A 26,705-nucleotide genomic window follows, 5' to 3' on the forward strand; every position below is an offset into this window, starting at 1 on the left:
AAGATATTTACCCTACCATAAGAAACGAAATGTAAAAAGTATGTTTTTCTTCTATGTATGCTGCCATGTTTCCAGACTTGTAAAATAAAAGACAGGCTCCAAAAGAGAGCCTGTCTGTAAATAATATAGGGTTGAATTAAGCTTTGTTTACGTTTGATGCTTGTGGTCCACGTTGACCTTGTTCTACATCAAATGTAACGTCTTGGCCTTCTTCAAGTGTTTTGAAACCTTCGCCTTGGATAGCTGAGAAATGTACGAATACATCGTCTCCACCTTCACGTTCGATGAATCCAAAACCTTTTTCTGCGTTAAACCATTTTACTTTACCTTGTTCCATTTTTGTTGCCTCCTAGTGTGTTCTCCACACATTATATTACTATCCTTGCTCAAAAGAATATTAAGGTATTCCTTAAATCTGAACAAAAATAATTCATTATTAGAATAACAGAAAAGGAAATGATAAGCAAGACTGGAACCTATTATGAATAAATCGTCCTGACTATTGAAATCCTCCGTTATATTTTACCTACTCATTCACCTTGAGGCTGTCTCGGCGGCCTTTTTCCCCAATATTGATAAAGGTCTGCACGGATGAACCCATTGAACAGTTTCCTTTTTTTCGTTGCAGGCTTACCGTAATGCTGTTCGAAGTCAGGATTGGAGGTAATCATGTATACTGACCAGGTGTCAAGCTTCTTGAAAGCTTGACCCATTTCTCTATACATCTGCTCAACCGCTTTTTGCTCACCAAGACGTTCTCCGTAAGGCGGGTTCCCGACAATGACACCATACTCTTTCCTAGTCGAGATATCCCTCACCTGCATTTGTTTGAATTCAATCAGATCACCAAGGCCGGCTTCAAAACTATTCGCTTTAGATATATCGACCATTCGATGGTCAATATCACAGCCGGTTATGTCCAAGTACTGATCATAATCGGCTAAATCTTCAGCCTCAACCCGCGCTTCATCCCAAACCTTGCTGTCAATCCATGACCAGGTCTCAGAAACGAATTCCCTGTTAAACCCAGGTGCTATGTTCTGTCCAATTAAGGCAGCCTCGATAGGAATCGTTCCAGATCCACAAAATGGATCAATGAAAGGTTTATCCGGCTTCCAATTGGTCAGCATGATTAACGCAGCCGCCAATGTTTCTTTAAGGGGCGCCTCCCCCTGCCCTGTGCGATATCCCCGTTTATGCAAACCAGCACCTGAAGTGTCCATGGTAAGTGTCACTACATCTTTTAAAATAGACACTTCAATTTTAAACAAAGGACCAGTCTCTGCAAACCAAGATACTTGCTTATATTTGCTTTTCAATCTATCAACAATCGCCTTTTTGACGATAGCCTGACAATCAGGAACACTGTAAAGCTGTGACTTAACCGATTTTCCACTCACAGGGAACTCAACATCGGCTGATAAGTAATCTTCCCAATTCAAGGCCTTTGTTTTTTCAAACAACTCATCAAATGAATATGCTTTAAATTCTGCAACTTTAATTTTAACCCTGTCGGCACTCCGCAGCCATAAATTAGAGCGGGCAATGGCAGATTGGTCCCCTTTGTACGTGATCTTACCATTCTCGACTTGACAATCGTAACCAAGATCCCGAACCTCCTTAGCGACAATTGATTCCAATCCCATTGCTGATGTTGCGATAATATCGAATTGTTTCATTTATCCTGCACCTTCTTTCCATTAATCCAACTCTATTGCATATCTACCTAAATTCCCCTAATTAAGAATAAGGTATCGATTTTAGACATGTAAACCTTATTTAAAAGTTCCACTGGTCAATTTATATTTTGCTTATAGTCCGTCATTGATTGCCTAGATTAAATGTCATTGTCATGTAGTAGAGCATTTTTTTAATAACCGGGATCAACGCGATAAAATAAAGTTTAACTCAATTATCTATGTATCAATAAGGTAGGCTGCAAATATTCATGAATGAAATCCTCCAAGGCAACGAAGGGCCATTTATTCACAAACAATTATGTATACTCATAACAAAATGCTTAAGGCATATCTTAATACCTTCAAATAAGGGCAATCAGTAAAGGTAAAAAAAACCTTTTATAAATAGGGTACCCATAATCCAGGAAATGCTTAACACTTCAACGCTATTTTTTAAATCGTTACGGTCAGATGTCAATTAGCCATTGTCCTTCTGCTGAACACTTTCAATTAGAAATCTTTCGATGGAATTAAAAAGTTGCCAAGACCTTAGTTTAACACAGCATGGTTTCAGAAAACGAAAAATAATTTGGAATGCCCGGCTTTTTATTAATGGGCAATTCCCAAAAACAAAAACTCTCCTTTTAAAAGGAGAGTTGTGCTTTTGGTGTCATATGATAACGTTCTGTAAGCCATGTTTTGTTCCTCAGTACTGCAAGCGACTCGCGTCTCGTACTTCGGCGGTAATCATCTATCTACAGAAGCATGGCTTCTGTCCTTCTCCTCGTTCAATTCCAAGGAAGAAAGCGCCCCTACCATTAATTTGGGTTTCTCGCTCGTGGGGTTTACCTCGTTCCACCCTTTACATTTCTGTAAAGGCTCCGTCACTGTGGCACTTTTATAGGTATTCATGCCATATCCAAAAGGACTTAGGCATTTTCCCAGCCGTCAGCAATCCAAGATTGCTGCCCAAGCTTATTTTTTCGCCAGGCACGAACACTACGGACATCGCAGTCCGTGCGAGCATGGACTTTCCTCTACTGCAAAAATGCAGCAGCAATTACCCAAACGTTAACATAACATAATTGATTATACTCCATCATTCATTAAAACACAATACCTAAATCAATTTCACTTTTAACATGCAAAACCTCAATCAAAAAGCTTGTTTCCAAAAACGTGCTTTTCCAGGTTGGATAACCGTTTAAGGATGTCAAAGTTAGTGGTTCCCGGAGTAGCACTGGGAGCAGGTTGATTTGGACGTTTTGTACTCTCTTCGGCTTGTTTTTTCAATTTAAGATTTTCTTGTTTAAGATCTTCAATTTCCTGATGGAACACTTCATAATCTTTAATGATCAGATCCAGGAATTGATCCACGTCTTCTGGTTTATAACCGCGCATTGCTGTTTTAAAATCTTTTTCAAGAATATCTTTAGCCGTTAATTTTATCTTATCGGATAGCATAAGACTTCACCTCAATACTTTCGCCAATACAATCGACTTTTTATTATTTTTTCAAATCTGCTTGGGTTTGTCAACGAAACACCTTTTTATCTGCATAATGATGTTTCAGTGAACGATATGTACCCCCATGAATCTGTATCTAAATTTCATCATAATATGAATATGCTTTAGAAACAACTTTTAATCCATAATTATTTTCACTCCGTCATTCTTCGGACCAGCTGCCTTCTTCCGCAGCCAGTTGCAGATCATCAAAGTTTATCTGAAAGATGGGGTATGGCTGTGTTTCAGCCTTTTTCATCGCTTCGAAATATGGATATCGTGCTGACCCTTCTTTTTCGGCTTCGAAAATGATGAGCATGGCGTCACTTTTATGAACCATATACCTATTTTTGATTTTCAGCTGTTGCGGCCCTTCATATGGTTTGTTGAAAATGGACTCAACAAAATCGGCACGGGCCAATATGGAACGGTAATAGTCCTGATTCGTCTCGTTCCATGACTCTTCCTGTTTCAGGAAAGGAGTTAGCACCCCTAATTTAAGCTGACTGTATTCTTCCTGTATATCGAACACCACTTCGGCACCCCATAGCTCCGTACCCAACTGACCTGATATGATCACCCATTCCAGCCCATCTTCCACCAATGGCAGAAGACGTTGCTTCATCGCTTTCTTAATATATTTTACGGCTTCATGGTCATTTTTGAATATCCCGAATTCAAAAGCCTTATAGCCAGTCATATACAAAACCTTCATTGCTTGGTTAATCTCCCTTTTAACATGTTTATGTAAGAAAATAAGGGCTAATTAGGCCCTTACTTTTTTTAGTATCCGAAATGCATAGGCGGACAGCATGGGGGGGGCGGACAGCATGGATTAATCGGCGGCCTTCCGCAAATCAAGTTTTGCGTAAAGCATTGGTTCACCACGGATTGAGTATGTGGGAAGTAATGTTTATACGTGTTCAAATGTTTATTGACAGTTGTAGTGTGTGATGGATGAACGACAGGAATCACTGTGTTCGATACATTCGTATTAACAAATTGCTGTGTTGGAGAGACTTGCGCTGGGGCAAGTTGAGTAGGAAGTGCTTGCGTTGGGCCAAGTTGCGCTGGAGATACAGCCGATGGGCCATATTGCGCTGGAGATACAGCCGATGGGCCATATTGCGCTGGAGATACAGCCGTTGGACCAGTAAAGGCTCCCATTACGTTAGAGTGTTTATGTTTCCCGGTTGATGCGCCCATTACTCCAGGAGCGTTCCCGTATGCTCCCATTACATTGGATTTATTTCCTCCACAATTACGAAAATACATATATAATACGTCCCCTTTCATTATGATAAGTTTAGTCTTACCATTACAGACTATGAAAAAAAGGGGAGACGTGTACTGATGAAATGACCTATTTATACAGAATAAGTATAAAACTATGTATGGCCGTCAATAAGTACACTATTATAATATATGGCTACCCTTCAAATGCACTGTGGGTAATTTTCTATAAAAAGGAATAGAGACTGTCTTTTAATGATGTAAAAATAACAATCGTTAAACAAAGGACAACAAAAAATAGAAATAAAGTCGTTTTATACATTTCTCCGCTCCGCTTTCAACTTAAATTTATTTGATGTAAAGGTATGAAATGAATGCTTCGGAAATTCACCCTCAACTCTTTCCATTTTACACATTATAGTTGAAGGCTACAATATTTGTATCCATATTTTTTATTTTCGGCATTTCGCACTTAAAAACAATTCTGATTCGCTTATCTTATACAGACATACCCTTGGAATCCTCTTTCATTTCGAGACGCTTGATCCTCTTTTCCAATTCCGACTTTTGTTTCACCACAATGGTACCTTCCCTCAACATCTCTTGATGCGCGTTTAATGCACATTTTAGAGCATTGCCGACTTCCTTAAATTGATGTTCATATAATTTTGCACATTCAATCTGTGCCTGTATCCTTATTTGAACATTCCCTTTTATGGCGACCTCCTTCCAAATTTCCAATGCTTCGTTGAATTGTTTTTGCTTCTTTTTCTGAAAGGCTATGGCATGGCCAGCTATTATCCGATCTTCCTCATTTCCCGCTTCCACTATTTTTTCATAAGTCTCGACCGATTCCTCTTTTTTTCCTAGATAAGCGAGCCAGCGTGCAATTTCCATGGAATCTTCCGTATATCCATCAATTTGGAGGATTTTCCGGGACAAATGAATATACAATGTGATCAGTGATAAAATATCCAATTCATTATGCTTCATGATCCCAAATAAAATTTCCGGATTTTCCCTCTCGACAAAATCAAAATAAATCATCGGTGCCAAATATCCAGGAATATCATCTTCTCTATGTACACCTAGAATATCCGTTTCGACTGCTGATAATTTAACTCGTTCCAATTTGTTTCTCCAAAGGCGTCTTGAAGCATGATACAAATCGAAATGTCCGAATTCCGGTAGTTTTGGAACATGTTCTTTAATCAAGGTATGTCGGGTTTTCAGCTGGGGCCAATCAAAAGATTTACCATTATATGTGACAAGCGTTTCGTAATTGATGTTTTCCAGAAAGCTTTGGTAAAGCGGTATTTCACTTCCGGGCTGCGGCAGGATATGTTGTTTCACCACAACTTCATCACCTTCTAAATAGGCATAACCCAGTAAAAAAATGGTATTTCCCGCTCCGCCTCCAAGTCCTGTTGTTTCCGTATCGAAGAAAAACAGGTCTTCACTTTTAACGCCCCTAGCGGATAAGGGATGCTCCAATGGAGTTTGATTCCACTCTTTTACGATCTTTTTCAGCTCAGAAAATGCATATAACCCGTGTTTGTGATTTATAGGGTAGCGGACCTCCCTAATGAAACAATAATCATCATCGAAATGAAAGGAAACGGTATCGTTCTTCAGCCACTTTTCAAGATAAGGAATTTCTTCCTTCACTGCTTGGCTATTTTCCTGTTCAGGAGAAGGATGTTTCACTGGTTCTATGTTCATATGCGTTTTCAAACGGTTCAATTTATTTTTCAAAGACAAAAAAATACACCTCTTTTCACTTATCCCCGTATCTATGATTGTTTTTCCTTACAAAATTGACCTAATAACTGTTTTGCATCATTTTTGGCTGTTTTCGCAGCGGATTCCGTTCCGATACAGGAAGGGCAGCCGCTTTCACAAGAACAATTTCCGATCATGGATATGGTTTCCAGTAGGATGACTTCAGAGTTTTCATATACTTTATCACTTAGCCCTATGCCCCCCGGATAACTATCATAGATAAAAATGGTTGGTTTTTCATTATGTGCTGCCTTAACCTGTGGATAAACATGGATATCATGCGGATCACACATAACATATAACGGAATCATGTAATTAAGAGCATGGGATGCACCTATCATACCTTGTTCTATTCGATTTTCGTCCCACTCGAATATATCAGGCTCCATGGAAAGCATAGCCGAACTCGTGTGCAGTTCCATCTCAGGCAGGGTGATTGGCCCTGAACCAATATTTTCATGAGTTTCAAATTTGATTTTTTTGAAGATCGTAGGCATCGCCCGGATGGCGACGTCACCAAAGGCAGCTGTGGTGGAAGCGAAAGTTCGCTGTTTATCCACTTCCAATACAGACAACTGCACAGCAAGGTTAGCATCCGTATAATAGTCCACATTGACTTCACGTACATATGCCTTCTTTTCATCCCAATCAAGTTCTTCCACCTGAAATTGCATTCCCTGGTGCAAATAAATGGCTTCATCGTGGAGAAGGGTCATTGCACTGAACGTATCCATTTCTCCTATGACCCGGTTAACCGGTGCATTCGTTTGGTCGATGATTACGACATTTTCCTGTGCAGCAGAACGCAGGCTTATATTGCTTGCTGGAAAAGCATCGTTCATCCAATGCCATTTGTCCCCATTTTGGTGTAAGACCCTTTCTTCGGTAAGGAATTCCAGTACGTCCATAATCTCTGTTTTTCCAAAGGCATCACCTTTTTTAAATGGCAGCTCATATGCTGCACATTTGACATGATCAACCAGGATCAAAAGATTATCTGGATTGATTCTTGCAGTTTCTGGATTTCTGGTAAAGAAATAATCGGGATGCTGGACGATATATTGATCAAGGGCACTTGAACTGCCGACCATGATGATCAGCGCTTCACCATGCCTTCTTCCTGCTCGTCCCGCCTGTTGCCAGGCACTCGATATCGATCCAGGGTAACCAGTCATTATGCAAACCTGGAGCTGCCCGATATCGACACCTAACTCAAGAGCATTCGTGGATACCACCCCATAAATGGAACCATCCCTGAGGCCCTGTTCAATTTCTCTACGCTGTGTTGGCAGATACCCGCCACGATAGCCCCTGATTGATTTGGGCCCCAATTGCTTTGACACGAGTCCCTGTAAATAGGTCAATAGAATTTCCACACGAACCCTGCTTCGCGCAAAAACGATTGTTTGAATTTTATTTTTCAAAAATTCATTTGCGAGCTTCCTGACTTCCAAAACCGCACTCCTTCGAATGTTTAGCGGTTTATTGACTATTGGGGGATTATAGAAAACAAAATGTTTTTTCCCACTCGGGGCCCCGTTATTATCGATAAGCACCATTTGTTTTTCCGTAAGCTCTTCTGCCAACTCTTTTGGATTATTGATCGTTGCAGAAGTACAGACGAATACAGGATCACTGCCATAAAACTTGCAGATCCTTTTTAACCTTCTTATGACGTTAGCCGTATGACTTCCGAAAACGCCGCGGTAAATATGGAGTTCATCGATGATCACATACTTCAAGTTTTCAAACAATGAGACCCATTTCGTGTGATGCGGCAAGATTCCGGAATGGAGCATATCGGGATTGGTGATGACGATATGCCCTGCCTGACGGATTTTTTGCCTGATATTTGAAGGTGTGTCCCCATCGTACGTATAACTATTTATCTCGGCATCCATTTCATGTATCATTTCGTTCAATTCGCTTTTTTGATCATAACTCAGCGCTTTTGTCGGAAATATATATAGCGCTCTAGTTTTTTCATCTTCAAGTATTTTTTGAAGGACCGGCAAATTATAGCATAATGTTTTACCAGAAGCCGTTGGGGTGACCGCTACAAGACTTTCGCCACTGACAGCCGTATCAAATGCGGTCGCCTGATGGGTATACAACCCATTTATCCCCCGTTTTTCAAGAGCATGCTTGATCTTATCATTCATTCGATCGGGAAAAGGAACATGTTTTGCCTCTTTCGCTTCAATTACTTGCCAGTGTACAATATTATCCTTATAATCCTCATTGGTTTTTAATTCCGTGATGACTTCTTGTAAATTTTTTCGCAGTTTCATATAACCACCTCATACTCCTATTCTACCGAATGAACGTTCTATGCAAAAGGGAAACTATTTCCTATTCAAAAAAAAATCAGGAAACGGCTACTCCCGCTTCCTGATCATTCTTTTTCAGTTAATTCTTCTCGACATATCGAATGATTTCTTTTGCTAGTCTGCTCGGAGCTTCCAACATTCCCATATGACCGCTTCCCTCAAGTATAACCTCATTAATATGGCTCCCTTTAACAGAAAAGGTTTTTTCAACGGGAATTACTTTATCCTTTTCACCTGCAACCAAAAGGACTGGGAGCTTCGTCTCTTTGAGTACATGATTTCTGTCTGTTCTGTTCCTCATGGCATGCAAAGACCCAATCGCACCACTTTCACTTGTTTTATAACCGATTTCCTTTGTATGTTCAATATTCGGATCATCGGAATTAGCGAAAAGCTTTGGTACAAGTCCATCAATGAAAGGAATGATTCCATCCATTTCTATTTTCCCGACAGATTTTAAACGCCCCTCCTTACCAGCTTCATCGTCAGGCAAAGCGGTAGAATGAATCAGTGAAAAACCAGACAATTTCCCAGGAAACCTTTCTGCGAATGCCAAGGTGATATATCCTCCAAGAGAATGACCAAACATATAAACCTTTCCGATTCCCTGTTCTTCCATAAATGAAGCAATATCAGCAGCCATATCATCAATCGAGAAAGATGCCCCTATTTCTTCACTTGCACCATGCCCTCGTAAATCAATGGCAACAACTCGGTATTCATCTTTTAATTCAGCAATGATGTTCTTCCAATATTCATGACTTCCACAAAACCCATGGATGAACAACAATGTTTTATTTCCTTTCCCGGTATCTATGTAGGAAAGCTTGCTATTTTCTGTCATATCAATCCCTCATTTCCTTTACTAATCAATCAGTAACGTTATTCCCTCTATATCCGTATCTAAAACCCATTGGTTCATTCACAATTCTTCAGTCCTAACATAGCCTATAGGCAAAGGAATTTTTTAGGAAGGAGAACCGTGATGACCTCTTCTGAAAAAAATAATAATCGAAATCGAATTGAACCCTTTACCCATTTTATTAACAAAATGGATCGATTGTTTTCCGAAAGGCCTCCTAAAGGCATGCTGCAATCTCTTGACGATTTCTTCGGTTCTACTAAAGAACGCAGCTTTCCGGTTGATGTCCATGAGACAAATTCAGAGTATACCCTTACCGCTACCTTGCCCGGCATTGCACGCAGCCAAATATCCATTGATGTGCTGACCCATGCCGTGACCATTTCTGCAAAACATGTTGATAGGCAGCATAAAACGCAAGGAATGTTTCAAAAAGAAGCTTCAGCCGGTACATTTTCAAGAACTATTTCCTTTCCAAAACCGATTGATGAAGCAAAAGTCACCGCACGACATCGCGATGGCATCCTCACGCTTCACCTGCCCAAAATTAGAGGGAATCGGATTGAAATCAATTAGGCAAAAATTAAAAGCAGACTTAAATAAGTGGCTGGGTCACTTGTAAGTCTGCTTTTCCTTTATTCACCATCTAAACTTTGAAGAAGCCCCCTACTCCTTTGACCATTGACGAAACTTGAGAAACTGTATTCATCATTTGTCCAGCTGTATTCATCATTTTCGTTATATCCATGGAACCATCTTGTGTTTTGAATTGATTCATGACCGATTTGATACCAGATGGCTGGGGTTTTTGCATGAACTGTTGCTTTGGATAGGGATTATGAGCCTGCTGCTGACCTTGCGGGGGTCGTTTAGCTGGCTGCAACGGATTATCGAACGGACTAAAAGCCTGCGGCTGCAGCTGCTGATTGGACTGAATCGGCTGCATTTGTGGCATTTGCATTGGCTGCATTTGTGGCATTTGCATTGGCTGCATTTGCGGCATTGGCTGCATTACACTGTTACTCGGATAAGCTCCAACAGGCATCGCCTGCTGCTGAATTTGTTGGAATGGATGATAGGCCGCCTGCTGATAAGGATCATGATATGGCGTCATATAGCCCCCTGTATCCTGGGTATGATATGGATACATTAATGGCCGTTCAAGATTATGATTATTTTGCAGAGGATACTGTATTGGCTGCTGGTACCCTCCCCAATATTCCGGCATTGATTGAGGATACTGTCCTTGATTTGGGGAGACTTGGTTAAAACCGGATCTCATCATGTTCAATGAGCCCTCCTCTTTTTTCATTACATGGTTCTGATAATATATGAAAAAAGAGGAAATAAAGTGTAGGTGTTTTTATGATAAAATCCGATCGATCTCCGCTTTTACATTATGAAGGATAAATTCGACTGATTGGACATGACTTTTAAATCGCTTGTAACTGGTTTTAGGAAAGAATGCCTGAACGGCCACATCAGAAAGGTTATGAGCGGTTTGTTCGATTTGCTCGGGGAAAAGATGCTTAAACTCGGTTTCTTTCATCCACTCCTTCATTCCGTTTTCCCAATCGATGCATGAGGACCTGACCTGATCAGCAAACGGCTTGACTTCCGAAAAGAAATCCTTTTCCTTTTCTTCTTTGCGTACATCCTCATAGATATCATCCGCTTGGACCGTATATTTTATTAATTGTTCGGTTAATAGCTGCAGTTTCTCTTTTTGCACAATATATTCCTCCGCACATTTGTTTCCTCTTAGTATAATCCAGTTCTTTATAAAAGGAAATTCTATCGGCTTATACGTGCAATTCGGTGAAAACCTTGTGCTTTATAATTGGTTTTTCCAGAACAATGGAAAAGGAATGGTTTACACCTTCAGCATTCACCCAATAATCCTCGGCATTCTCAATGGCTTCCTGGACATTGTTAACCAATGTATATTGCTCTGCCCAAAGTTTGCACCTCACTGTATTTACAGTTTCCCCATATGAAATTTCCAAACGATCCAGGCTGGTACTGATCTCAGCTATCATCCTTAATATTTCCTCTGTTGAGACACTTTTATTGACCATGCTGATCCCTCCATTCTATACGTGTACTATTCTTTTTTTTAGTAGAAAGCCCTTCAAGGTTGACAAAACTAGAAGGGAATCGGCAAAGAAAGTGCTATTCACTTAATTTATTATGCCCTTCGACAACAATGGCAGAATGAAGAATGGAGTTTTAAACAAAAATACAGACAGGAGGTGATTTTATGCAGTCGAATGAAAGCAGACAGCAAGAAAACGAAAAACGACAAAAGCCGCCTACTAAAAAGGCAGGAACGGGAAACCCGAAACTTAGTGGGGAAAACCGCCCCTCAACGTAAGGCATCAATACCTGTACAATTAACAGGGAAGGCATAATCGACGCCTTCCCTGTTTCCTTTTAAAAAAACCACTTTTTGATCATTGCAGCGGTGTGCAGCTGCTTTTGTTTATGGTCATACCAATCGGTCAATTCCGGGTTTTCCTCCCATTTGGGTTCAATAAACCAATCTTTTTTAATCCTTTTATTCACATCCCATTGCACTGTCCCCCCTGCTTGATGATGAATCAATGGATAAACTCCCCTCAGCATCGGGGTTTCATGGTACCTAGGCTTTTTTCGATATTGTTCGTAATCAAATCTAGCCCCGGTTGGTTCAGTCCTGCAGGAAAATTCATAAAATAACGGAAACAAATCTTCAGAAAATAAAAGGCCGGCCAACCTTTTCCCCAATTCAATCCTTTTATCGATATTTCTAAAATTCGAAACGGACGAACCATACAGCTTACCATTGCAGGTAGGAAATAATACAGTGCTAAAATGCATCCAGTCCTGCAGGAAAAATAATATAGAATGAAAAACGAAAGTTTGCTTTTTAATAACAGGCTTTTCAATGACGTTTTGTTCATTTATTATAAGCGCAGTGACTAACTTTTCACGATTTCCATGTTTCCAAAAGGAATACCATTCGTTCGTCATGAATTCAGTAATAAAAAAATAATGACATAAATGAAACATTGGACGCCCATACTTCGTCGAATAATGATAGAGAAGCAATTGAGGATACGCATCCTGGAATATTCTCCAATTGGCTTCTTCATAAGTTAGGAATAGGTGATGCCTGTATTTAAGGCTAAGCAAATGGGAATACCATATTCCTTCAAGGTCACACATATTCCAGCCTGCATTTCTAGAAACCATCCCGGCTAAAAAAGACCATTGTATTTCTGGGTGGTTTCTGAAAAATTGTTCATATGCCTTTGTTCTTGATATATTATCCCTATTCCCTTTCGCGGTTTGGACTTTTATGGAATGGAGCATTTGCTTTTCCGTATTCAACACTTGCATCTATATGTCCATCCTTTCCATAGCGATTAATTGTGACATTTAGTTGTACATAAATTCTATCGTTCAAAGAAACAATTCTTTTTATTCACATATTGGATTCTTTTTTTGCTAATATAGATAAGTGAAAAAAAGGAGGGGTAAAAGTGGCATTTCATTATCCCAATGGACGAAGATTTGTACCGCAGGCTTTGGAAGAAAAGAAAAGCCCACTAAAAAAAATCAGTTATAGCAACCGGGGAAAAACATTGGAAGACGATTTGAACGAAACCAATCAGTTTTATTTAGCACACGGCATTGCCGTCATTCATAAAAAACCGACGCCCATTCAAATTGTTGATGTCCATTACCCGAAGAGAAGTGCTGCAGTCATTAAAGAAGCCTACTTCAAACAAGCATCGACCACCGATTACAATGGTGTTTATAAAGGAAAGTACATTGATTTTGAGGCAAAGGAAACGAAAAACAGCAGTTCGTTCCCTCTGAAAAATTTTCATGACCATCAAATTGAACATATGAAACACATCGTTCAGCATGACGGAATTGCATTTGTCATCATCCGGTTTTCCGCAATGGATGATATATATCTAATGGGTTCTGAACAACTTAGTTTTTATTGGAAGAGAATGAAAGACGGCGGACGCAAATCTATAACTCTTCAAGAAGTTGAAAGCTGTTCACGAAAGATTACTCTTGGCTTTCAACCGAGAATTGACTATATTAAAGTAGTAGATTCGCTCATCTCAGAAAATTTTTAGTTTTTTTAGAAAGGCAGGTTAGCTGTAATGGCTGAAAAATATAATACTAGAGAAGAACGCCGAAAGCAGGGGCAGACACAAAAAAAGGAACCGAACAAAGGTCCTAAGAAGCCAACCAATATGCTTAAGCGCATTTTCCTTATACTTGTTACAATCGGAATTATAGGCTTGGTTGGCGGAGGAGCTGCAATGGCTTACTTTATAAGCGATGCTCCAAAACTTGATGAAAAGCTTTTAAAAGATCCAGTCACATCCAAAATTCTCGATGAAAATGGTAAATTGCTAGCCGAAGTCGGAACAGAAAACCGGGATTATGTAAATTATGAAGACATTCCCAAACGAGTCGAAGATGCTTTCCTGGCTACGGAAGATTCACGCTTTTATAAACACCACGGGGTGGATTTCTTGCGTCTGGGCAGTGCCGTCATAGCCAACTTCAAACACGGATTCGGCTCAGAGGGTGCAAGTACATTGACGCAGCAGGTTATCAAGCGTTCTTATTTAACACCTGATAAGACCATTAAAAGGAAAGTCCAGGAAATGTGGCTAGCCATACAGCTGGAAAGAAAATATACAAAACAAGAAATTTTCGAAATGTATGTGAATAAGATTTTCTTTGCAAATCGTGCAAACGGGATATTAACTGCTTCCCATACTTATTATGGAAAAGAACTAAGCGAATTGAAATTGAATGAAGTGGCCATGCTTGTAGGTTTACCGCAAAGCCCAAGCCGTTATAACCCTTATTTACACCCAGAACGCGCGAAAGAACGCCGTGATATTGTCCTTCACTTAATGAATAAACATGGATATATCACTGAACAGGAAATGAAAAATGCACAAAGCATCGATATAACAGAAGGACTTCAAGAAATCGATAAAAGCAAAAAAGACACGACTGCTTATGATGCATTCATCGATTTGGTCATTGAGGAAGTCGGACAAATGGGTGACTATAACGTCTTTACCGATGGTTTGGAAATCCATACGACCATTGATAAAGATGCCCAAGAATATGTCTATAAAATGTTGAACGGTAATGAAATCATCAATTATCCAAGTAAAGATCTCCAAGCTGGAGTTACCTTAATAGATACTAAAACTGGTGAAATTAAAGCAGTTGGCGGCGGCAGGAACACGACGGTTAAACGCGGCTGGAATTATGCAACGGACGCCAAGCGTTCACCTGGTTCGACCATTAAGCCAATTCTGGATTATGGTCCTGCCGTAGAATATTTAAATTGGTCCACCTACCATCCAATCAAAGATGAGGAATATACCTACAGTGATGGAACACCGCTTAAAAATGCTTCCGGGAGACATTATGGTACTGTAACAGCTCGCGAAGCACTAGCACGGTCATTAAATATCCCTGCCTTAAAGACGCTTCAAGCAGTCGGCTTGGACCGGGCGCGTGATTTTGCCGTTGACCTTGGCATGCCTTTCAAGAATGAAATAAGTGAATCTGCTGCAATTGGAGGCGGTCAAGACGTTTCTACGCTTGAACTTGCCGGTGCATACAGTTCATTCGGAAACAACGGTATTTATAATAAACCGCATAGTGTGACAAAGATTGTTTTACGTGACAAAACCACCATCAAAAACAAGACGGAATCGAAACCGGTCATGAAAGATTCCACGGCTTTCATCGTGACGGACATGTTGAAGAGCGTCATTAAAGAACCTTATGGAACAGGAAGGCTAGCCAATATACCTAATCTTCCAGTAGCCGGTAAAACGGGTTCAACCAATTTCACGCCTGACCAGCGTGCACGGAACAACATCCCAGCCTCCGGTGTAAAAGATAGCTGGATGGCGGGTTATACAACCAATTATACAGTCGCAGTATGGGCTGGATATGATAATGCACCAGGCAATAAAATGGAATATCTTGGCGATTCATCTCAAAGGATCCCTAAATCAATTTTCAAGAACTTGATGGAACATATGGCTCAGTCAAAAGAAACGAAAGACTTTAATCAACCTGACAGTGTTGTGAAGGTTGGAATCATAAAAGGTTCCAATCCAGCTGTTAAAGCCAATCAATATACACCAAGCGATAAAATCACTTATGAATATTATGTTAAAGGTCACGAGCCAACACAAGTGACGACAGAATATGAGAAAGTCGATTCACCTGGCATTAACGCTTCTTACGATAAGGAAAGTAATGAAATCAATCTATCATGGTCATATCCTAAAGGTAATGCCAAATTCGAGGTTATGATGTCCGTTGATGGCGGAGCACAGAGCGTGTTAAAAAAATCGAAGGATACTAGTTTAACGATCCCTAATCCAACCCCTGGAAGTAAATATACTTTCTCAGTGGTAGCCATAGTGGATAACCAACAAAGTGATCCTGCCAGTACATCGGTCGAAATCCCTGCAGAAGCGGAAGATCCTAAGGGTACTGACGAGGAGATTAAAGATCCGGCAGAGGGTGAAAATCCGGAACAAGAAACTCCTGCTGAAGGTGAAAAAGATAAGCAAGACGAAGATAAAAATAACAACGGCAACAATGGCAACGGCAGTGGAAATGAAAATGGAATTGATAATGGAAACACTGATAATAATGGAAATGGAAACAATCCTGATGATGGAAAAGGCAATAAGGATGATGAAGACGTTGGAGGTGGGGATATTGTCACCGACCCTGGGACTGTAGAAGAAGAAAAACCAGGCGAAACCCCTGACCCTATCCCGGCTCCTGAACCAGAAAAAGAGAAAGACAAGGATAAAGAAAACAAAGATTAACTATTAAACGTCTAAGCTAAATGCTTAGAGCAGTTTGTAGACAAAAAGGTTTCGGAATGAGTACATTCCGAAACCTTTTTCATTTTTTATTGGATTTGAAGCAGTTATAGAGAAAGACCTTTTCTGGCCCTCGGCACCCAGTTGGCCATCGCGAATACAAAAGGTATGTTTAATGAATGTCAGTTTGTACAAATAACTGGATCTATACTTAGGCGTCCTACCTTGGAATACTTTCACCTCAAGTTCTTCTTTTAAAACAAAAAAGACTGTTGGCAAACGGGGTTCTGTCTAAATGTTAAAACAAAGTTGATTGGAACGGGTGTGCGTGACACCTGCGGGAAAAGCGTGTCCAATGGAGACCCCGGGCGGACCTCCCGCGGAAAGCGGGTTCCCTACGTTCCAATCAATGTTTAAATTACAAACCCTCAAAAAAACTGTAGACAAACTCAATTTTTTATCGAGTTTGTCTACAGTTTGCGTCTAAGCTAAAAGCTTAGACGTTTCTATTATTCTTATTTATGGTCATGAACTTCACATATAGTTTCTCAAATTCTCGGAACAACTCACTAAGTTGTCTATAAGAATGGAAAGAAGCGGGTCTTGCAAGGATGAAAGAAACCCTTTCAGCCGCGTTCACCGGAATATTATAAAAGGACTCTATTTGCACTCGGCAGTCACTCAATACCACTGGCTTTCCATGCATCCAGAAGACTGCATTTAAAAATAAACCGATACCCTGCTTCATGAGTCCCAAGGTCCTTCCCGCTTTTCGCTCTGAAAATAGTATGCTGCATTCAGTATCTATTCCCTTCCATTTTTCCAGTAGTTCCTTTATATGCATTGCCCCCTTGGTCCAAGGAGCATACGACACTACATTATTATAATAAAGTATCTCATACGGGAAAGCCTCGAATGGGATTGATCCATTCCATCCTGTATAGCATTCTTTTTCCAAAATGGTTTCCTTTTCAGGGAAAAAGAACGGATGGTCCAATTCGGCCGGGACTTTTAATGATATGGACTGCGTCAATTGGCTTCTTTCCTTTTCATTCTTTTTTTTCCTTCACGGCATACTTCTAGGAGTGGGCAGGTTTCACATCTTGGTGACTGTGCCTTGCAATGATAGCGTCCAAAGAATATCAGACGGTGATGCGTAACGGACCATTCATCCTTCGGTATCTTAGCCATCAACGTTTTCTCAACATCGAGGACACTATCCTTCCAGCGGCATAATCCCAGGCGCTTGGAAAGCCTCTCTACATGGGTATCTACAGCTATCGCTGGCACATCATACGCAACTGAAACGACTACATTCGCCGTCTTTCTGCCCACGCCAGGCAATTTAACAAGCTCATCACGATCCCTGGGAACTTCTTTACCGTATTCTTCGATCAGCATTCGCGACAACTTTTGAATGTTCTTAGCCTTGTTACGAAACAAACCGATTGAGCGAATGTCATTTTCCAACTCTTCTACCGGAACGCTTATGTAATCCTCAGGCCTTTTATATTTTTGAAATAAATCCTTCGTGACTTTATTCACTAATACATCCGTACATTGAGCTGACAGAGCAACAGCAATCACCAATTCAAATGGATTGGAGTGATTCAGTTCACAATGGGCATCTGGAAACATTTCACCCATTGTATCCAGACAATATCGAACTTGAGCTTTATTCAACATATTGGTTCTCCTTCAATTTACATTACTGCTCGAGCCAGTTATAAAAGGGCACATCTTTCAATGGTTGTGCAGTTTCCGTTTTTCGGTCCCTCTTTTGATGCACTCTAAATTTTTTTCCTTGCTCCCTTGCCTGTTCCAAGGTTTTAATTCCATTCTTTTTCCACTCGAACAAAATTCGATCAATGTATCGGAAATTCAATTTACCGGAAATGACTGACTCCCTAAGAGCTGTCTTAATGATTTCAGGTTGATGGTCGTCCTCCATCCACATTGCCAATGTTTCACATTCAAATGGAGATAAAGGGCGGCCGAACTCCTGTTCAAAAATCGTATAAAGGCTCTCTCCCGCTTTTTGGACCTCAGCTGACTCTGACTGTTTCAAAGTTTTTAAGAAGCAGTCCATCATTTTTTCATAAAGTGGAGCCAACGAATATTTTTCCTGTCCGATTTCTTGACTTCCTTCAACCACCATTTCAACAAATCCCCTTTGAACCAAACGCTGGATTAAGAATAGACATTCCGTTTCCTGTAATGTCATTCGGTCAGATAGTTGGGATGGTGCAGGGAAATGGTTACCTTTATCGATAAAGCTTTGCAATTGTAATAATAGGACCATTTCTTGTTCATTCAGTCCCATTGTCTTATAGTTAGTCAACAAAAAGGATGGAATCGTTATCGTTCCTTCCTTAAACCACGCATATAAATGTTCTTTATTCATGTTATTGGACACCTCTGATTAAGTATAACATGAATATGGCTCCCCTAATAAGCTTATAATTTTAACAAAAAACGGTTATCTGCCCAATATGGCAAGATAACCGCTTCATTACGAGATCAAGGATATAAACGATTTAATAGACGTGGGAACGGAATGGTTTCACGGACATGTTCAACACCACTGATCCAAGCAACGGTACGTTCTAACCCCAAACCGAAGCCTGAATGCGGTACAGATCCGTATTTTCTTAATTCCATATACCATTTGTAAGCATCTTCGCTCAAGCCATGCTCATTGATTCTCTGTTCAAGCAATTCCTGATCATGAATCCGCTCCGAGCCGCCAATTATTTCTCCGTACCCTTCCGGAGCAATCAAATCGGCACAAAGAACGACTTCTTCCCTGTCAGGAGCAGGCTGCATATAAAAAGGTTTGATTTTGGTTGGATAATGAGTTATGAAGACTGGCTTATCATAACTTTCTGCTATCGCAGTTTCGTGCGGTGCTCCAAAATCATCACCCCATTGGATATCATCAAATCCTTGTTCATGAAGGAACTTTATGGCTTCATCATATGTAATACGAGGGAAAGGAGCTTTAATTTGTTCAAGCTTCGCTGTGTCACGGCCCAGCGTATTCAACTCAAGCTGACAGTTTTTCAAAACAGATTGGATGATGGAAGATACGAATTGTTCCTGAACCTCCAGATTTTCTTTGAATTCGATGAAAGCCATTTCTGGTTCAATCATCCAGAACTCGATTAAATGCCGTCTTGTTTTGGATTTTTCCGCCCTGAAAGTAGGTCCAAAGGAAAATACCTTCCCTAGTGCCATTGCTGCCGCTTCCATATAAAGCTGACCACTTTGTGAAAGATATGCATCCTCATCAAAGTATTTAGTGGCGAACAATTCACTCGTTCCCTCTGGTGCGCTTCCTGTTAAAATTGGGGGATCGACTTTAACGAAACCTTCTTCATTAAAGAATTCATATGTAGCACGGATTATTTCATTCCGGATTTTCATGACTGCATGCTGTCGTTTTGAACGCAGCCACAAATGGCGGTTATCCATTAAGAATTCAGGACCATGTGCTTTAGGTGTAATGGGATAATCCAATGATTCATGAATGATTTCAATATCTTTCACTTGTAACTCAAAACCGAACGGCGAGCGTTCATCCTTTTGAATGACACCTGTTACATACAAGGATGTCTCTTGCGAAACCGATTTCGCACGTGCAAAAATTTCTTCACCCACATCAGCTTTCACGACGACACCTTGAATGAAACCTGAGCCATCACGGATTTGAAGGAATGCAATTTTACCACTGGAACGTTTGCTGGCAAGCCAGCCTCCAATGGTAACTTCTTGATCGACGAATTTGCTAGCATCTTTTATTGTAATTTTCACGGGATTTCCCTCCAAAAATAGCTTAACTCACTAGGAATTTACTCTACTTATTATACCCATTGCCCTGCTTACAAGCAAATAAATCAGGTTGCATGCCTTTTATATCACTCTTATCAATTTTTCGAGGTGTATCCGCCATATTGCACACTTCTTCACTAACGAATTTGTTGATATAGTATTTGCTCCATCCTAACTAAATGTTCAAGGCATTTTTCTGTTGAAACCCAACTTTTCCCCTAACAATTTTTACCTAATTATACTGAATAATCTAAAAATGTTGAACTTAAACAAAAAATCATATACGATATCATATATGATTAATAAAAAATCAAGGGGGATTGTCCATGGCAAAAGCAAGAGTGAAACTAAAGAAGTCAGATTATTCGGAAGAAATGGATATATTGTCGGACGGTTATATATTAAAGAACGGTGATAAATACGATGTATCCCAAATAAAGGTGGATATCCCTATTTCAGGGACTGTATATGGGACATTATTAAACTATAAAGGATCATTGGAAGCATTGAAGGAAAAGATCGGCCACCCTCCTTATAATGAGCCTCCTAAAGGGCCGATCCTTTATATTAAACCTAGAAACACGTTTTCTTCTTTTTCAACTCCAGTTCCCCTTCCAAATGGTATACCTGAATTGGAAATCGGGGCGGCCCTTGGAATAGTGATCAATAAAACGGCCACTAGGGTCAAGAAAGAACATGCATCGGATTATATAGAAGGTTTTACGATCGTCAATGATATTAGCATTCCGCATGAAAGCGTTTACCGTCCTGCGATTCGTTATAAAGCCCGAGATGGATTTTGCCCGATCGGCCCCTGGGTCGTATCCAAGGAATCCATATCCAACCCCGATTCATTAGGAATCCGTGTATTTATAAATGGGGAGCTCAGGCAAGAAAATTCAACTGTAAATCTAATTCGCTCCATTTCCCACCTCATTGAGGATGTAACAGACTTCATGACTCTGAATTCGGGTGACGTCCTTCTAGTTGGAGTTCCTGAGAATGCACCACTGGCAAAAGCCGATGATCATATTAGAATTGAAATTGACGAAATCGGATATTTGGAAAATACAATCATTTCGGAAGTAAAGCTATCAAAGGAGGGGGTTTTATGAAGAGAGCCCGTGTAGCCTATGCAGGTGCCATACATCTAGCAAGTGAATATAATGGCCGGCTTCAATTGACGGATGGCCGGTTTGTCAATGAGCAAGATGTTGTCTGGCTTCCCCCGGTGGAACCCCGTACTGTATTCGCGCTTGGCTTGAATTATGCCGACCATGCGAAGGAGCTGGCTTTTAAAGCCCCGGAAGAACCCCTTGCGTTCTTAAAAGGGCCAAATACCTTTATCGGGCACCGGGGACAGACAAGACGGCCTTCTGATGCATCTTATATGCATTATGAATGTGAACTGGCAGTCGTCATCGGTAAAAAGGCGAAGAACATAAAAAAAGTAGACGCCTTTAAGTATGTAAGTGGATATACCATTGCAAATGATTATGCAATACGGGATTATCTGGAGAATTACTACCGGCCAAACTTAAAGGTCAAAAATCGCGATACCTGCACCCCAATTGGACCGTGGCTAGTGGATGCCGAAGATATTCCAGATCCTTCGAATCTTTCCATCAAGACATACGTCAACAAAAAATTGACTCAGGAAGGCAACACGAAAGACATGATATTCAGCATTGCTGATTTAATTGAATATTTCAGCGGCTTCATGACATTGAGTCCAGGCGATATCATATTGACAGGCACACCCGAAGGATTGGCGGATACTGCTGTAGGTGATGAAATCACCACTGAAATTGAAGGTATCGGAAAACTCGTTAGCACAATAGTCGGTGATGATATATTTAGAGAAGACGGGGATCGGTCGCATTTAAAAATTCATAATTAACGGAAGGGAAGGATCACATGCCTCATATAATTATAGAATATACCGATAATATCAAAGATGAACTCCAGATTGACGGTTTGTTAAAGAAAGTGAATGATGTATTAATCTCCTATCCTTCCATCTTTCCAATTGGAGGCATTCGATCTCGAGCCATTGAATTAAAGCATTATCGTGTTGCCGATGGTTCAGAGGATGATGCCTTTGTTCATGCCATACTAAAAATTGGCGCTGGACGCCATGACAAGGCTAAAACCAAAGTATGTGACCACCTTTTTGAAACGCTGGAGTCCCATTTGGCAGCCCTCTTCTCAAAGAGATATCTTGCCCTTTCCATGGAGCTTACGGAATTCAGTGATTTTGGCACATATAAAAAGAATAATATCCATAACCGATTTAAATAAAAGATTTCATATTTAAAGGCCTTCCTGAGCATCGGGAAGGCCTTTATGGTTACATACTGCTACAGGGCTCAGTTGATTTCTGCAAGATTTTCAGCACGGTTTAAGAACTCCTTGACACGGTCCACATATTCCTGTTTATCATAGCCAGAATATAAAGCGCTGGCCATGCGAACCGGATCCCCAAAAAAGAAGCGCTCATATAGTGTTTGCCTAGTTCCAAATGAACTCATGCATACATCCCATGCGAGACGATACAGTTTAACTCTGTCATACGCCCCGCCATTAGCGGATTGAAGGTATTTATCCAAATCCGGTCGAAGCTCCGAATTGAAATCGGCTTCATTTGGTATCGCCATTAAGCCACTAGCCCCAAGAAGCTGCATGATTTCACTGAATCTAGGGTAAATCTTTGGATAATAATTACGGGCAATGTTTAACGGTGTGAAATCCGGTGTCATTATTCCCCACTTATCCACTTTTGCGTTTGCCTCCGAAGCTGTAATGAAAGCTTTTACCGTTTCAAGTGCTATGATGACTTCCGAAATTTTCTCCTGAACATGCTGGTATTGCCCAATATTGATCGTTTCCACCATTAGTTGCAAAATACCCAGAATGAACTCGGTTTTGACAATATTCTTCGATACCACCTGATGGGTCATATGAACAACCGCATTGCTTTCATTATAAGCCTGGTTGCAAATGCCGACATCCCCATATGCGAATACCCGGTTCCAAGGAACGACTACATCATCAAAAACGATTATAGTATCCATTTCTTCAAATCGTGAGCCAAGTGGATGGTCAAAATTTGATTTGCCATAGTCGAATGATTCACGACAGATGAATTTTACCCCCGGTGTATTATTCGGTATGGAGAATGCGAATGCATAAGGGTTTTCTTCTTCTGATTGTTTAAGCAACGTTGAAGGAAAAACCATGATTTCATCCGTAATTCCGCCTTGTGTAGCTAATAATCTGGCTCCCTTTATAATTAGCCCTTCTGAATCCTTGCCAGCAATCCGTGCAGCGATGTAAGGGTCCGGAAGCTTTGCCGCACTAACTCCCCTATTAACCTGTGGTTGAATCAGCGTATGTGTCAACGACAAATCCATTTCCCGGCAGAGCTCATAGTAATCTTTCATATTTTTAGCAAATGCCGAATCCTGAGTGCCGAACATATCCGCCGCAGAACCATACGCCATCATCCCACTGTTGATGTAATCAGGGGAACGTCCCATCATTCCATTATTATGTCTTGCCCATTCTTGAATCATTTTCCTCCTTTTTTCAAGATCTTCCTTAGTCCGGGGCTGCATGAATGAGGCCCCTACACTTTCATTGGAGGTTGGTGAAATATAAGTCATGATATCTTTTTTCCCGGGATCATGCTGGAGGTCATATAATTCGGCCTGTGTTTTCATGACCCCTTTAAAAGCTGGGTGTTCACTGATTTTATCTTTTACTTGCTCCCCATTTATCCATACGTTCGCCTTTGCGTTGTCTACCCTATTAATATATTCTTCACCTGTTTTTGCCGGCATGATTGCATCCCCCTTTAAAATAAATGAAGCGTTTACAATTAAAAAATTCCAAATATTGAGTTAATTCCTATAACAAAATATACCATGTGTTATGATATATATATAATACTTAAAAAATTCAATATGTATATGTAAATCATATGTATGAGGTGTATATAATGGACATCCGGCAGTTAAAGTATTTTGTGACCATCGTTCAGGAAAAACAAGTAACAAAAGCCGCAAAAAAATTACATATGGCCCAACCGCCTCTTAGCCAGCAGCTTAAATTAATGGAAATGGAAATCGGTGAAAAGCTTTTCGATCGGAATGGAAAGAAACTTGAACTCACTGAAACTGGCAAGGTCCTATATAAAAAAGCTGAAGCTCTATTAAACCAGTTTGAAGAATCCCTACTGGAAGTGAAGGAAGTCAGTAAAGGTGTAAAGGGCACTCTTTCCATAGGATCTGTAAAAACTTGCTTTTCTTACATTCCGCAAAGGATGAGAACCTTTAGAGTTGAATACCCTGACATACGCTTCAAGTTAATGGAAGGAGATACGTTCCGTTTGACGGAAGGCTTAATAAACAGGGAAATCGAGTTGGCCATTGTACGGCTTCCTATTAATGGTAAGCAATTCTCAGCGATTAACCTTCAGCCGGAAGATTTTGTGCTTGTCACCCCAAAAGATTGGGATATCCCAGACTCCATTGAATTTAAACATATTAAAGAATTTCCCCTTTTATTGCTGCATAGGGTTAGCGGTCAAGGTACTTATGAACTTATCGTGGATGAATGCTTCAGACATGGATTTGAACCTGCCATTGTATGTGAATGTCCTGATGCAGCAATGATATTATCTTTAGTGAAAGAAGGAATAGGTGCTACTATCATGCCGCGCACCACCTCTAAATCTTTTTCAACTCAGGGTATAAAAATAGTCGAATTCAAAGATTGTGCAGTAAAATCGGAAGCCGCCCTTATATGGCTCGAAGACCGCTACCTTTCCAAAGGCGCCGTCAAATTTCTAGAAACTTTTTCTGAATGAGTTGCCATTATCCATGGATCTTCATTTCATTTATACTCATTCATCGATCAATTTTGTGTGGATTTGAATTTTATCCAATAAAAGGGGGAAAACCACCTTTAGATAGATGGCTGATTTTTCCCAGTTCATTCACAAGGGCAGGTATGCTTTTACATCCTTCAATGTCGCACAACACCCTTAACGTCATGTCCAGTATTGGACTTTACAAGGATTTCATTAAAATTATCTTTTGTTACCGTTTTTAAATTTGCCCGGCGGTTACCGAACAGAGCACCTAAATAACATGCCAGGAACCCAAGCGGAATGGACACAATCCCTGGTGAATTCAAAGGGAAAATCGGGTTACCTGTAATTATGGTGGCACCCGGAACAGGGTTCCAGACATTTGGACTTAAGGCTACGAGCAAAAGTGTACCTAAAAGACCAGTCATCATACCGACTATTGCACCGGTTTTATTGAATTTTTTCCAATAGATCGTAAGAAGGATGACTGGCAAATTCGAACTTGCGGCCAATGTAAAGGCAATCGATGCTAGAAACGCTACATTGAATTCCTGCAGACCTAATGATAAAACGATCGCAAGCGCCGTCACACCTACGGAAGCCCATCTTGCCATCTTCATTTGCTGTTTTTCCGTCGCTTTTCCATCTTTTAATATTTCATTATAAAAGTCATGTGAAAAAGCCGTAGCACCTGTTAACACGATTCCTGCAACTACTGCGAGTATCGTTGCAAAGGAAACCGCTGCAATAAAGGCGAATAAAATGTCCCCGCCCACAAGTTGGGCCAATAATGGTGCAGCCATGTTCCCTGCTGGGTTTGCAGCAATGATATTCGGTGTTCCAACCAACTTCGCTGCACCGAACCCGAGAAAAATGACCATGATGTGAAAAGCACCCATAATCCACATCACCCAAACAACCGACTTTCTTGCCACTTGTGCATTCGGGACAGTCAAAAAACGTATTAAAATGTGAGGCAGACCTGCTGTTCCTAGAATAAGGCCTAGTGACAAGGAAGCTGCATCCCAACCACTGGCATATTTAATACCTGCCTTCAAATAGTCCGCACCCATAGGTGTCGCTGTTTTCATATCCGAGAAAATTCCGACGAAGTTAAAATTCAACTTCCACATGACAATCATGAATAATATAAACACCCCGCCAATTAACAGGATGGCTTTAATGATCTGCACCCAACTCGTTGCAGTCATCCCTCCAAATAGAACAAATACCAACATTGCAATACCTACGATGATAACAGATGCATTATACGGGATGTCTAAAAGCAATTTAAATAAAGCACCTGCCGCAACAAGTTGACCCAGCATGTACATGACTGATATCACCAGAGTATTAAAGGCGGTCACTCCCCGGACCTGTTTATACTTAAACCTCGTAGTCACCATATCGGCCAATGTGTATTTTCCTAAGTTCCGTAAAGGTTCAGCCACTAGGAATAAAACGACCAGGAACGAAACAAGTGCCCCATACATCAGGAAAAACCCATCATACCCCGTTAGGGAAAATGCCCCAATCAATCCTAAAAAAGTTGAAGCAGACATAAAATCCCCGGCCAATGCGAGTCCATTTTGCCTAGCTGTCAACCCGCCCCCTGCCGTATAAAAAGAACCTGCCGTTTTAGTTTTTTTGGATGCGAAATACGTGATGAAAAGGGTGCCTATCGACATTAGCGCAAATAGAATAATAACTGTCCAATTCATG

At 40.6% G+C, this 26,705-nt stretch carries 26 protein-coding genes and 1 other RNA gene; 8 read left to right on the forward strand and 19 right to left on the reverse strand.

The window, feature by feature from the left end; translation table 11 throughout:
- Positions 1–136: 136 nt before the first annotated feature.
- The 9 genes from UP17_RS15100 to UP17_RS15135 form a co-directional block, all read right to left on the reverse strand.
- The gene (locus UP17_RS15100) at positions 137–337 is read right to left on the reverse strand and encodes a cold-shock protein (protein WP_034307871.1); all 201 of its coding nucleotides are present in this window, start codon (positions 335–337) and stop codon (positions 137–139) included.
- 193 nt (positions 338–530) lie between these two features.
- Positions 531–1,679, reverse strand: a complete 1,149-nt coding sequence (locus UP17_RS15105; protein WP_061463821.1) for a THUMP domain-containing class I SAM-dependent RNA methyltransferase — start codon at positions 1,677–1,679, stop codon at positions 531–533.
- A gap of 683 nt (positions 1,680–2,362) precedes the next feature.
- An RNA gene (rnpB, locus tag UP17_RS15110) (RNase P RNA component class B) lies at positions 2,363–2,751 on the reverse strand.
- Positions 2,752–2,831: 80 nt separating this feature from the next.
- Positions 2,832–3,143: a cell division regulator GpsB gene (gene gpsB, locus UP17_RS15115; protein WP_061463822.1), complete on the reverse strand. Its 312-nt coding sequence runs from the start codon at positions 3,141–3,143 to the stop codon at positions 2,832–2,834.
- Positions 3,144–3,348: 205 nt separating this feature from the next.
- On the reverse strand, positions 3,349–3,900 hold the full coding sequence (locus UP17_RS15120; protein WP_061463823.1) for an SLOG family protein: 552 nt from the start codon (positions 3,898–3,900) through the stop codon (positions 3,349–3,351).
- Between the two features lie 68 nt (positions 3,901–3,968).
- On the reverse strand, positions 3,969–4,460 hold the full coding sequence (locus UP17_RS26725) for a CotD family spore coat protein (protein WP_250211681.1): 492 nt from the start codon (positions 4,458–4,460) through the stop codon (positions 3,969–3,971).
- A 456-nt stretch (positions 4,461–4,916) separates the two neighbouring features.
- Positions 4,917–6,179, reverse strand: a complete 1,263-nt coding sequence (locus tag UP17_RS15125; protein ID WP_061463824.1) for a ribonuclease H-like domain-containing protein — start codon at positions 6,177–6,179, stop codon at positions 4,917–4,919.
- Positions 6,180–6,211: 32 nt separating this feature from the next.
- Complete coding sequence (locus UP17_RS15130) at positions 6,212–8,491, reverse strand: DEAD/DEAH box helicase (RefSeq protein WP_061463825.1); 2,280 nt, start codon at positions 8,489–8,491, stop codon at positions 6,212–6,214.
- 118 nt (positions 8,492–8,609) lie between these two features.
- Positions 8,610–9,374 carry an alpha/beta fold hydrolase gene (locus UP17_RS15135; protein WP_061463826.1) on the reverse strand — a complete coding sequence of 255 codons (765 nt, stop codon included), beginning with the start codon at positions 9,372–9,374 and terminating at the stop codon, positions 8,610–8,612.
- Positions 9,375–9,515: 141 nt separating this feature from the next.
- On the opposite strand from UP17_RS15135, the gene UP17_RS15140 reads away from it, so the two are divergent.
- The gene (locus UP17_RS15140) at positions 9,516–9,968 is read left to right on the forward strand and encodes an Hsp20/alpha crystallin family protein (protein ID WP_061463827.1); all 453 of its coding nucleotides are present in this window, start codon (positions 9,516–9,518) and stop codon (positions 9,966–9,968) included.
- Between the two features lie 70 nt (positions 9,969–10,038).
- On the opposite strand, the gene UP17_RS15145 is transcribed toward UP17_RS15140, so the two are convergent.
- Positions 10,039–10,506 carry a YppG family protein gene (locus UP17_RS15145; RefSeq protein ID WP_250211682.1) on the reverse strand — a complete coding sequence of 156 codons (468 nt, stop codon included), beginning with the start codon at positions 10,504–10,506 and terminating at the stop codon, positions 10,039–10,041.
- Here UP17_RS15145 and UP17_RS28330 point away from each other — a divergent pair.
- Positions 10,497–10,661 carry a hypothetical protein gene (locus UP17_RS28330; protein ID WP_167555956.1) on the forward strand — a complete coding sequence of 55 codons (165 nt, stop codon included), beginning with the start codon at positions 10,497–10,499 and terminating at the stop codon, positions 10,659–10,661. The genes UP17_RS15145 and UP17_RS28330 overlap by 10 nt on opposite strands.
- Before the next feature lie 94 nt (positions 10,662–10,755).
- On the opposite strand, the gene UP17_RS15150 is transcribed toward UP17_RS28330, so the two are convergent.
- The 3 genes from UP17_RS15150 to UP17_RS15160 form a co-directional block, all read right to left on the reverse strand.
- Positions 10,756–11,124 carry a YppE family protein gene (locus UP17_RS15150; protein WP_061463829.1) on the reverse strand — a complete coding sequence of 123 codons (369 nt, stop codon included), beginning with the start codon at positions 11,122–11,124 and terminating at the stop codon, positions 10,756–10,758.
- A gap of 70 nt (positions 11,125–11,194) precedes the next feature.
- Positions 11,195–11,470: a hypothetical protein gene (locus UP17_RS15155; protein ID WP_061463830.1), complete on the reverse strand. Its 276-nt coding sequence runs from the start codon at positions 11,468–11,470 to the stop codon at positions 11,195–11,197.
- 355 nt (positions 11,471–11,825) lie between these two features.
- Positions 11,826–12,773, reverse strand: a complete 948-nt coding sequence (locus tag UP17_RS15160) for a DUF2515 family protein (protein WP_061463831.1) — start codon at positions 12,771–12,773, stop codon at positions 11,826–11,828.
- A 143-nt stretch (positions 12,774–12,916) separates the two neighbouring features.
- On the opposite strand from UP17_RS15160, the gene recU reads away from it, so the two are divergent.
- Together recU and UP17_RS15170 are read left to right on the forward strand one after the other, a co-directional pair.
- A complete protein-coding gene (recU, locus tag UP17_RS15165) occupies positions 12,917–13,528 on the forward strand; it encodes a Holliday junction resolvase RecU (RefSeq protein ID WP_061463832.1) in 612 nt (203 codons plus the stop codon).
- Positions 13,529–13,555: 27 nt separating this feature from the next.
- On the forward strand, positions 13,556–16,282 hold the full coding sequence (locus tag UP17_RS15170; RefSeq protein WP_081108848.1) for a penicillin-binding protein 1A: 2,727 nt from the start codon (positions 13,556–13,558) through the stop codon (positions 16,280–16,282).
- Positions 16,283–16,775: 493 nt separating this feature from the next.
- Here the strand turns inward: UP17_RS15170 and UP17_RS15175 are convergent, their stop codons facing one another.
- The 4 genes from UP17_RS15175 to asnS form a co-directional block, all read right to left on the reverse strand.
- Positions 16,776–17,312, reverse strand: coding sequence for a YpoC family protein (locus UP17_RS15175; protein WP_061463833.1), 537 nt, complete (start codon positions 17,310–17,312; stop codon positions 16,776–16,778).
- On the reverse strand, positions 17,309–17,965 hold the full coding sequence (gene nth / locus UP17_RS15180; RefSeq protein WP_061463834.1) for an endonuclease III: 657 nt from the start codon (positions 17,963–17,965) through the stop codon (positions 17,309–17,311). Before nth ends, UP17_RS15175 begins: the two co-directional genes overlap by 4 nt.
- Before the next feature lie 22 nt (positions 17,966–17,987).
- The gene (locus UP17_RS15185; protein ID WP_061463835.1) at positions 17,988–18,683 is read right to left on the reverse strand and encodes a DnaD domain-containing protein; all 696 of its coding nucleotides are present in this window, start codon (positions 18,681–18,683) and stop codon (positions 17,988–17,990) included.
- A gap of 116 nt (positions 18,684–18,799) precedes the next feature.
- On the reverse strand, positions 18,800–20,092 hold the full coding sequence (gene asnS, locus UP17_RS15190) for an asparagine--tRNA ligase (RefSeq protein ID WP_061463836.1): 1,293 nt from the start codon (positions 20,090–20,092) through the stop codon (positions 18,800–18,802).
- Positions 20,093–20,436: 344 nt separating this feature from the next.
- Between asnS and UP17_RS15195 the strand changes: the two genes are divergently transcribed.
- From UP17_RS15195 to UP17_RS15205, 3 genes are read left to right on the forward strand one after another with little or no spacing between them, the layout of a single operon-like run.
- Positions 20,437–21,225, forward strand: coding sequence for a fumarylacetoacetate hydrolase family protein (locus UP17_RS15195; RefSeq protein WP_061463837.1), 789 nt, complete (start codon positions 20,437–20,439; stop codon positions 21,223–21,225).
- A complete protein-coding gene (locus UP17_RS15200) occupies positions 21,222–22,010 on the forward strand; it encodes a fumarylacetoacetate hydrolase family protein (RefSeq protein ID WP_061463838.1) in 789 nt (262 codons plus the stop codon). Before UP17_RS15195 ends, UP17_RS15200 begins: the two co-directional genes overlap by 4 nt.
- 17 nt (positions 22,011–22,027) lie before the next feature.
- A complete protein-coding gene (locus tag UP17_RS15205) occupies positions 22,028–22,411 on the forward strand; it encodes a 5-carboxymethyl-2-hydroxymuconate Delta-isomerase (protein WP_061463839.1) in 384 nt (127 codons plus the stop codon).
- 68 nt (positions 22,412–22,479) lie between these two features.
- Here UP17_RS15205 and hpaB read toward each other — a convergent pair whose 3' ends face one another.
- Entirely contained in the window at positions 22,480–23,952 is a 1,473-nt protein-coding gene (gene hpaB, locus UP17_RS15210) for a 4-hydroxyphenylacetate 3-monooxygenase, oxygenase component (protein ID WP_061463840.1), read from the reverse strand.
- A gap of 158 nt (positions 23,953–24,110) precedes the next feature.
- Here hpaB and UP17_RS15215 point away from each other — a divergent pair, with 158 nt between their 5' ends.
- On the forward strand, positions 24,111–24,980 hold the full coding sequence (locus UP17_RS15215) for a LysR family transcriptional regulator (RefSeq protein WP_061463841.1): 870 nt from the start codon (positions 24,111–24,113) through the stop codon (positions 24,978–24,980).
- A gap of 158 nt (positions 24,981–25,138) precedes the next feature.
- Here the strand turns inward: UP17_RS15215 and UP17_RS15220 are convergent, their stop codons facing one another.
- Positions 25,139–26,704, reverse strand: coding sequence for a solute symporter family protein (locus UP17_RS15220; protein ID WP_061463842.1), 1,566 nt, complete (start codon positions 26,702–26,704; stop codon positions 25,139–25,141).
- Position 26,705: the final 1 nt, after the last annotated feature.

The organism is Peribacillus simplex, from assembly GCF_001578185.1.
Taxonomy (GTDB): Bacteria; Bacillota; Bacilli; order Bacillales; family DSM-1321; genus Peribacillus; species Peribacillus simplex_A.

Coding starts and splice junctions, on each gene's coding strand:
- UP17_RS15100 (WP_034307871.1), bottom strand. CDS start 337: ATGGAACAAGGTAAAGTAAAATGGTTTAACGCAGAAAAAGGTTTTGGA.
- UP17_RS15105 (WP_061463821.1), bottom strand. CDS start 1,679: ATGAAACAATTCGATATTATCGCAACATCAGCAATGGGATTGGAATCA.
- gpsB (WP_061463822.1), bottom strand. CDS start 3,143: ATGCTATCCGATAAGATAAAATTAACGGCTAAAGATATTCTTGAAAAA.
- UP17_RS15120 (WP_061463823.1), bottom strand. CDS start 3,900: ATGAAGGTTTTGTATATGACTGGCTATAAGGCTTTTGAATTCGGGATA.
- UP17_RS26725 (WP_250211681.1), bottom strand. CDS start 4,460: ATGTATTTTCGTAATTGTGGAGGAAATAAATCCAATGTAATGGGAGCA.
- UP17_RS15130 (WP_061463825.1), bottom strand. CDS start 8,491: ATGAAACTGCGAAAAAATTTACAAGAAGTCATCACGGAATTAAAAACC.
- UP17_RS15135 (WP_061463826.1), bottom strand. CDS start 9,374: ATGACAGAAAATAGCAAGCTTTCCTACATAGATACCGGGAAAGGAAAT.
- UP17_RS15140 (WP_061463827.1), top strand. CDS start 9,516: ATGACCTCTTCTGAAAAAAATAATAATCGAAATCGAATTGAACCCTTT.
- UP17_RS28330 (WP_167555956.1), top strand. CDS start 10,497: ATGGCGTCATATAGCCCCCTGTATCCTGGGTATGATATGGATACATTA.
- UP17_RS15145 (WP_250211682.1), bottom strand. CDS start 10,506: ATGACGCCATATCATGATCCTTATCAGCAGGCGGCCTATCATCCATTC.
- UP17_RS15155 (WP_061463830.1), bottom strand. CDS start 11,470: ATGGTCAATAAAAGTGTCTCAACAGAGGAAATATTAAGGATGATAGCT.
- UP17_RS15160 (WP_061463831.1), bottom strand. CDS start 12,773: ATGCAAGTGTTGAATACGGAAAAGCAAATGCTCCATTCCATAAAAGTC.
- UP17_RS15170 (WP_081108848.1), top strand. CDS start 13,556: ATGGCTGAAAAATATAATACTAGAGAAGAACGCCGAAAGCAGGGGCAG.
- nth (WP_061463834.1), bottom strand. CDS start 17,965: ATGTTGAATAAAGCTCAAGTTCGATATTGTCTGGATACAATGGGTGAA.
- UP17_RS15185 (WP_061463835.1), bottom strand. CDS start 18,683: ATGAATAAAGAACATTTATATGCGTGGTTTAAGGAAGGAACGATAACG.
- UP17_RS15195 (WP_061463837.1), top strand. CDS start 20,437: ATGGCAAAAGCAAGAGTGAAACTAAAGAAGTCAGATTATTCGGAAGAA.
- UP17_RS15200 (WP_061463838.1), top strand. CDS start 21,222: ATGAAGAGAGCCCGTGTAGCCTATGCAGGTGCCATACATCTAGCAAGT.
- UP17_RS15205 (WP_061463839.1), top strand. CDS start 22,028: ATGCCTCATATAATTATAGAATATACCGATAATATCAAAGATGAACTC.
- hpaB (WP_061463840.1), bottom strand. CDS start 23,952: ATGCCGGCAAAAACAGGTGAAGAATATATTAATAGGGTAGACAACGCA.
- UP17_RS15215 (WP_061463841.1), top strand. CDS start 24,111: ATGGACATCCGGCAGTTAAAGTATTTTGTGACCATCGTTCAGGAAAAA.
- UP17_RS15220 (WP_061463842.1), bottom strand. CDS start 26,704: ATGAATTGGACAGTTATTATTCTATTTGCGCTAATGTCGATAGGCACC.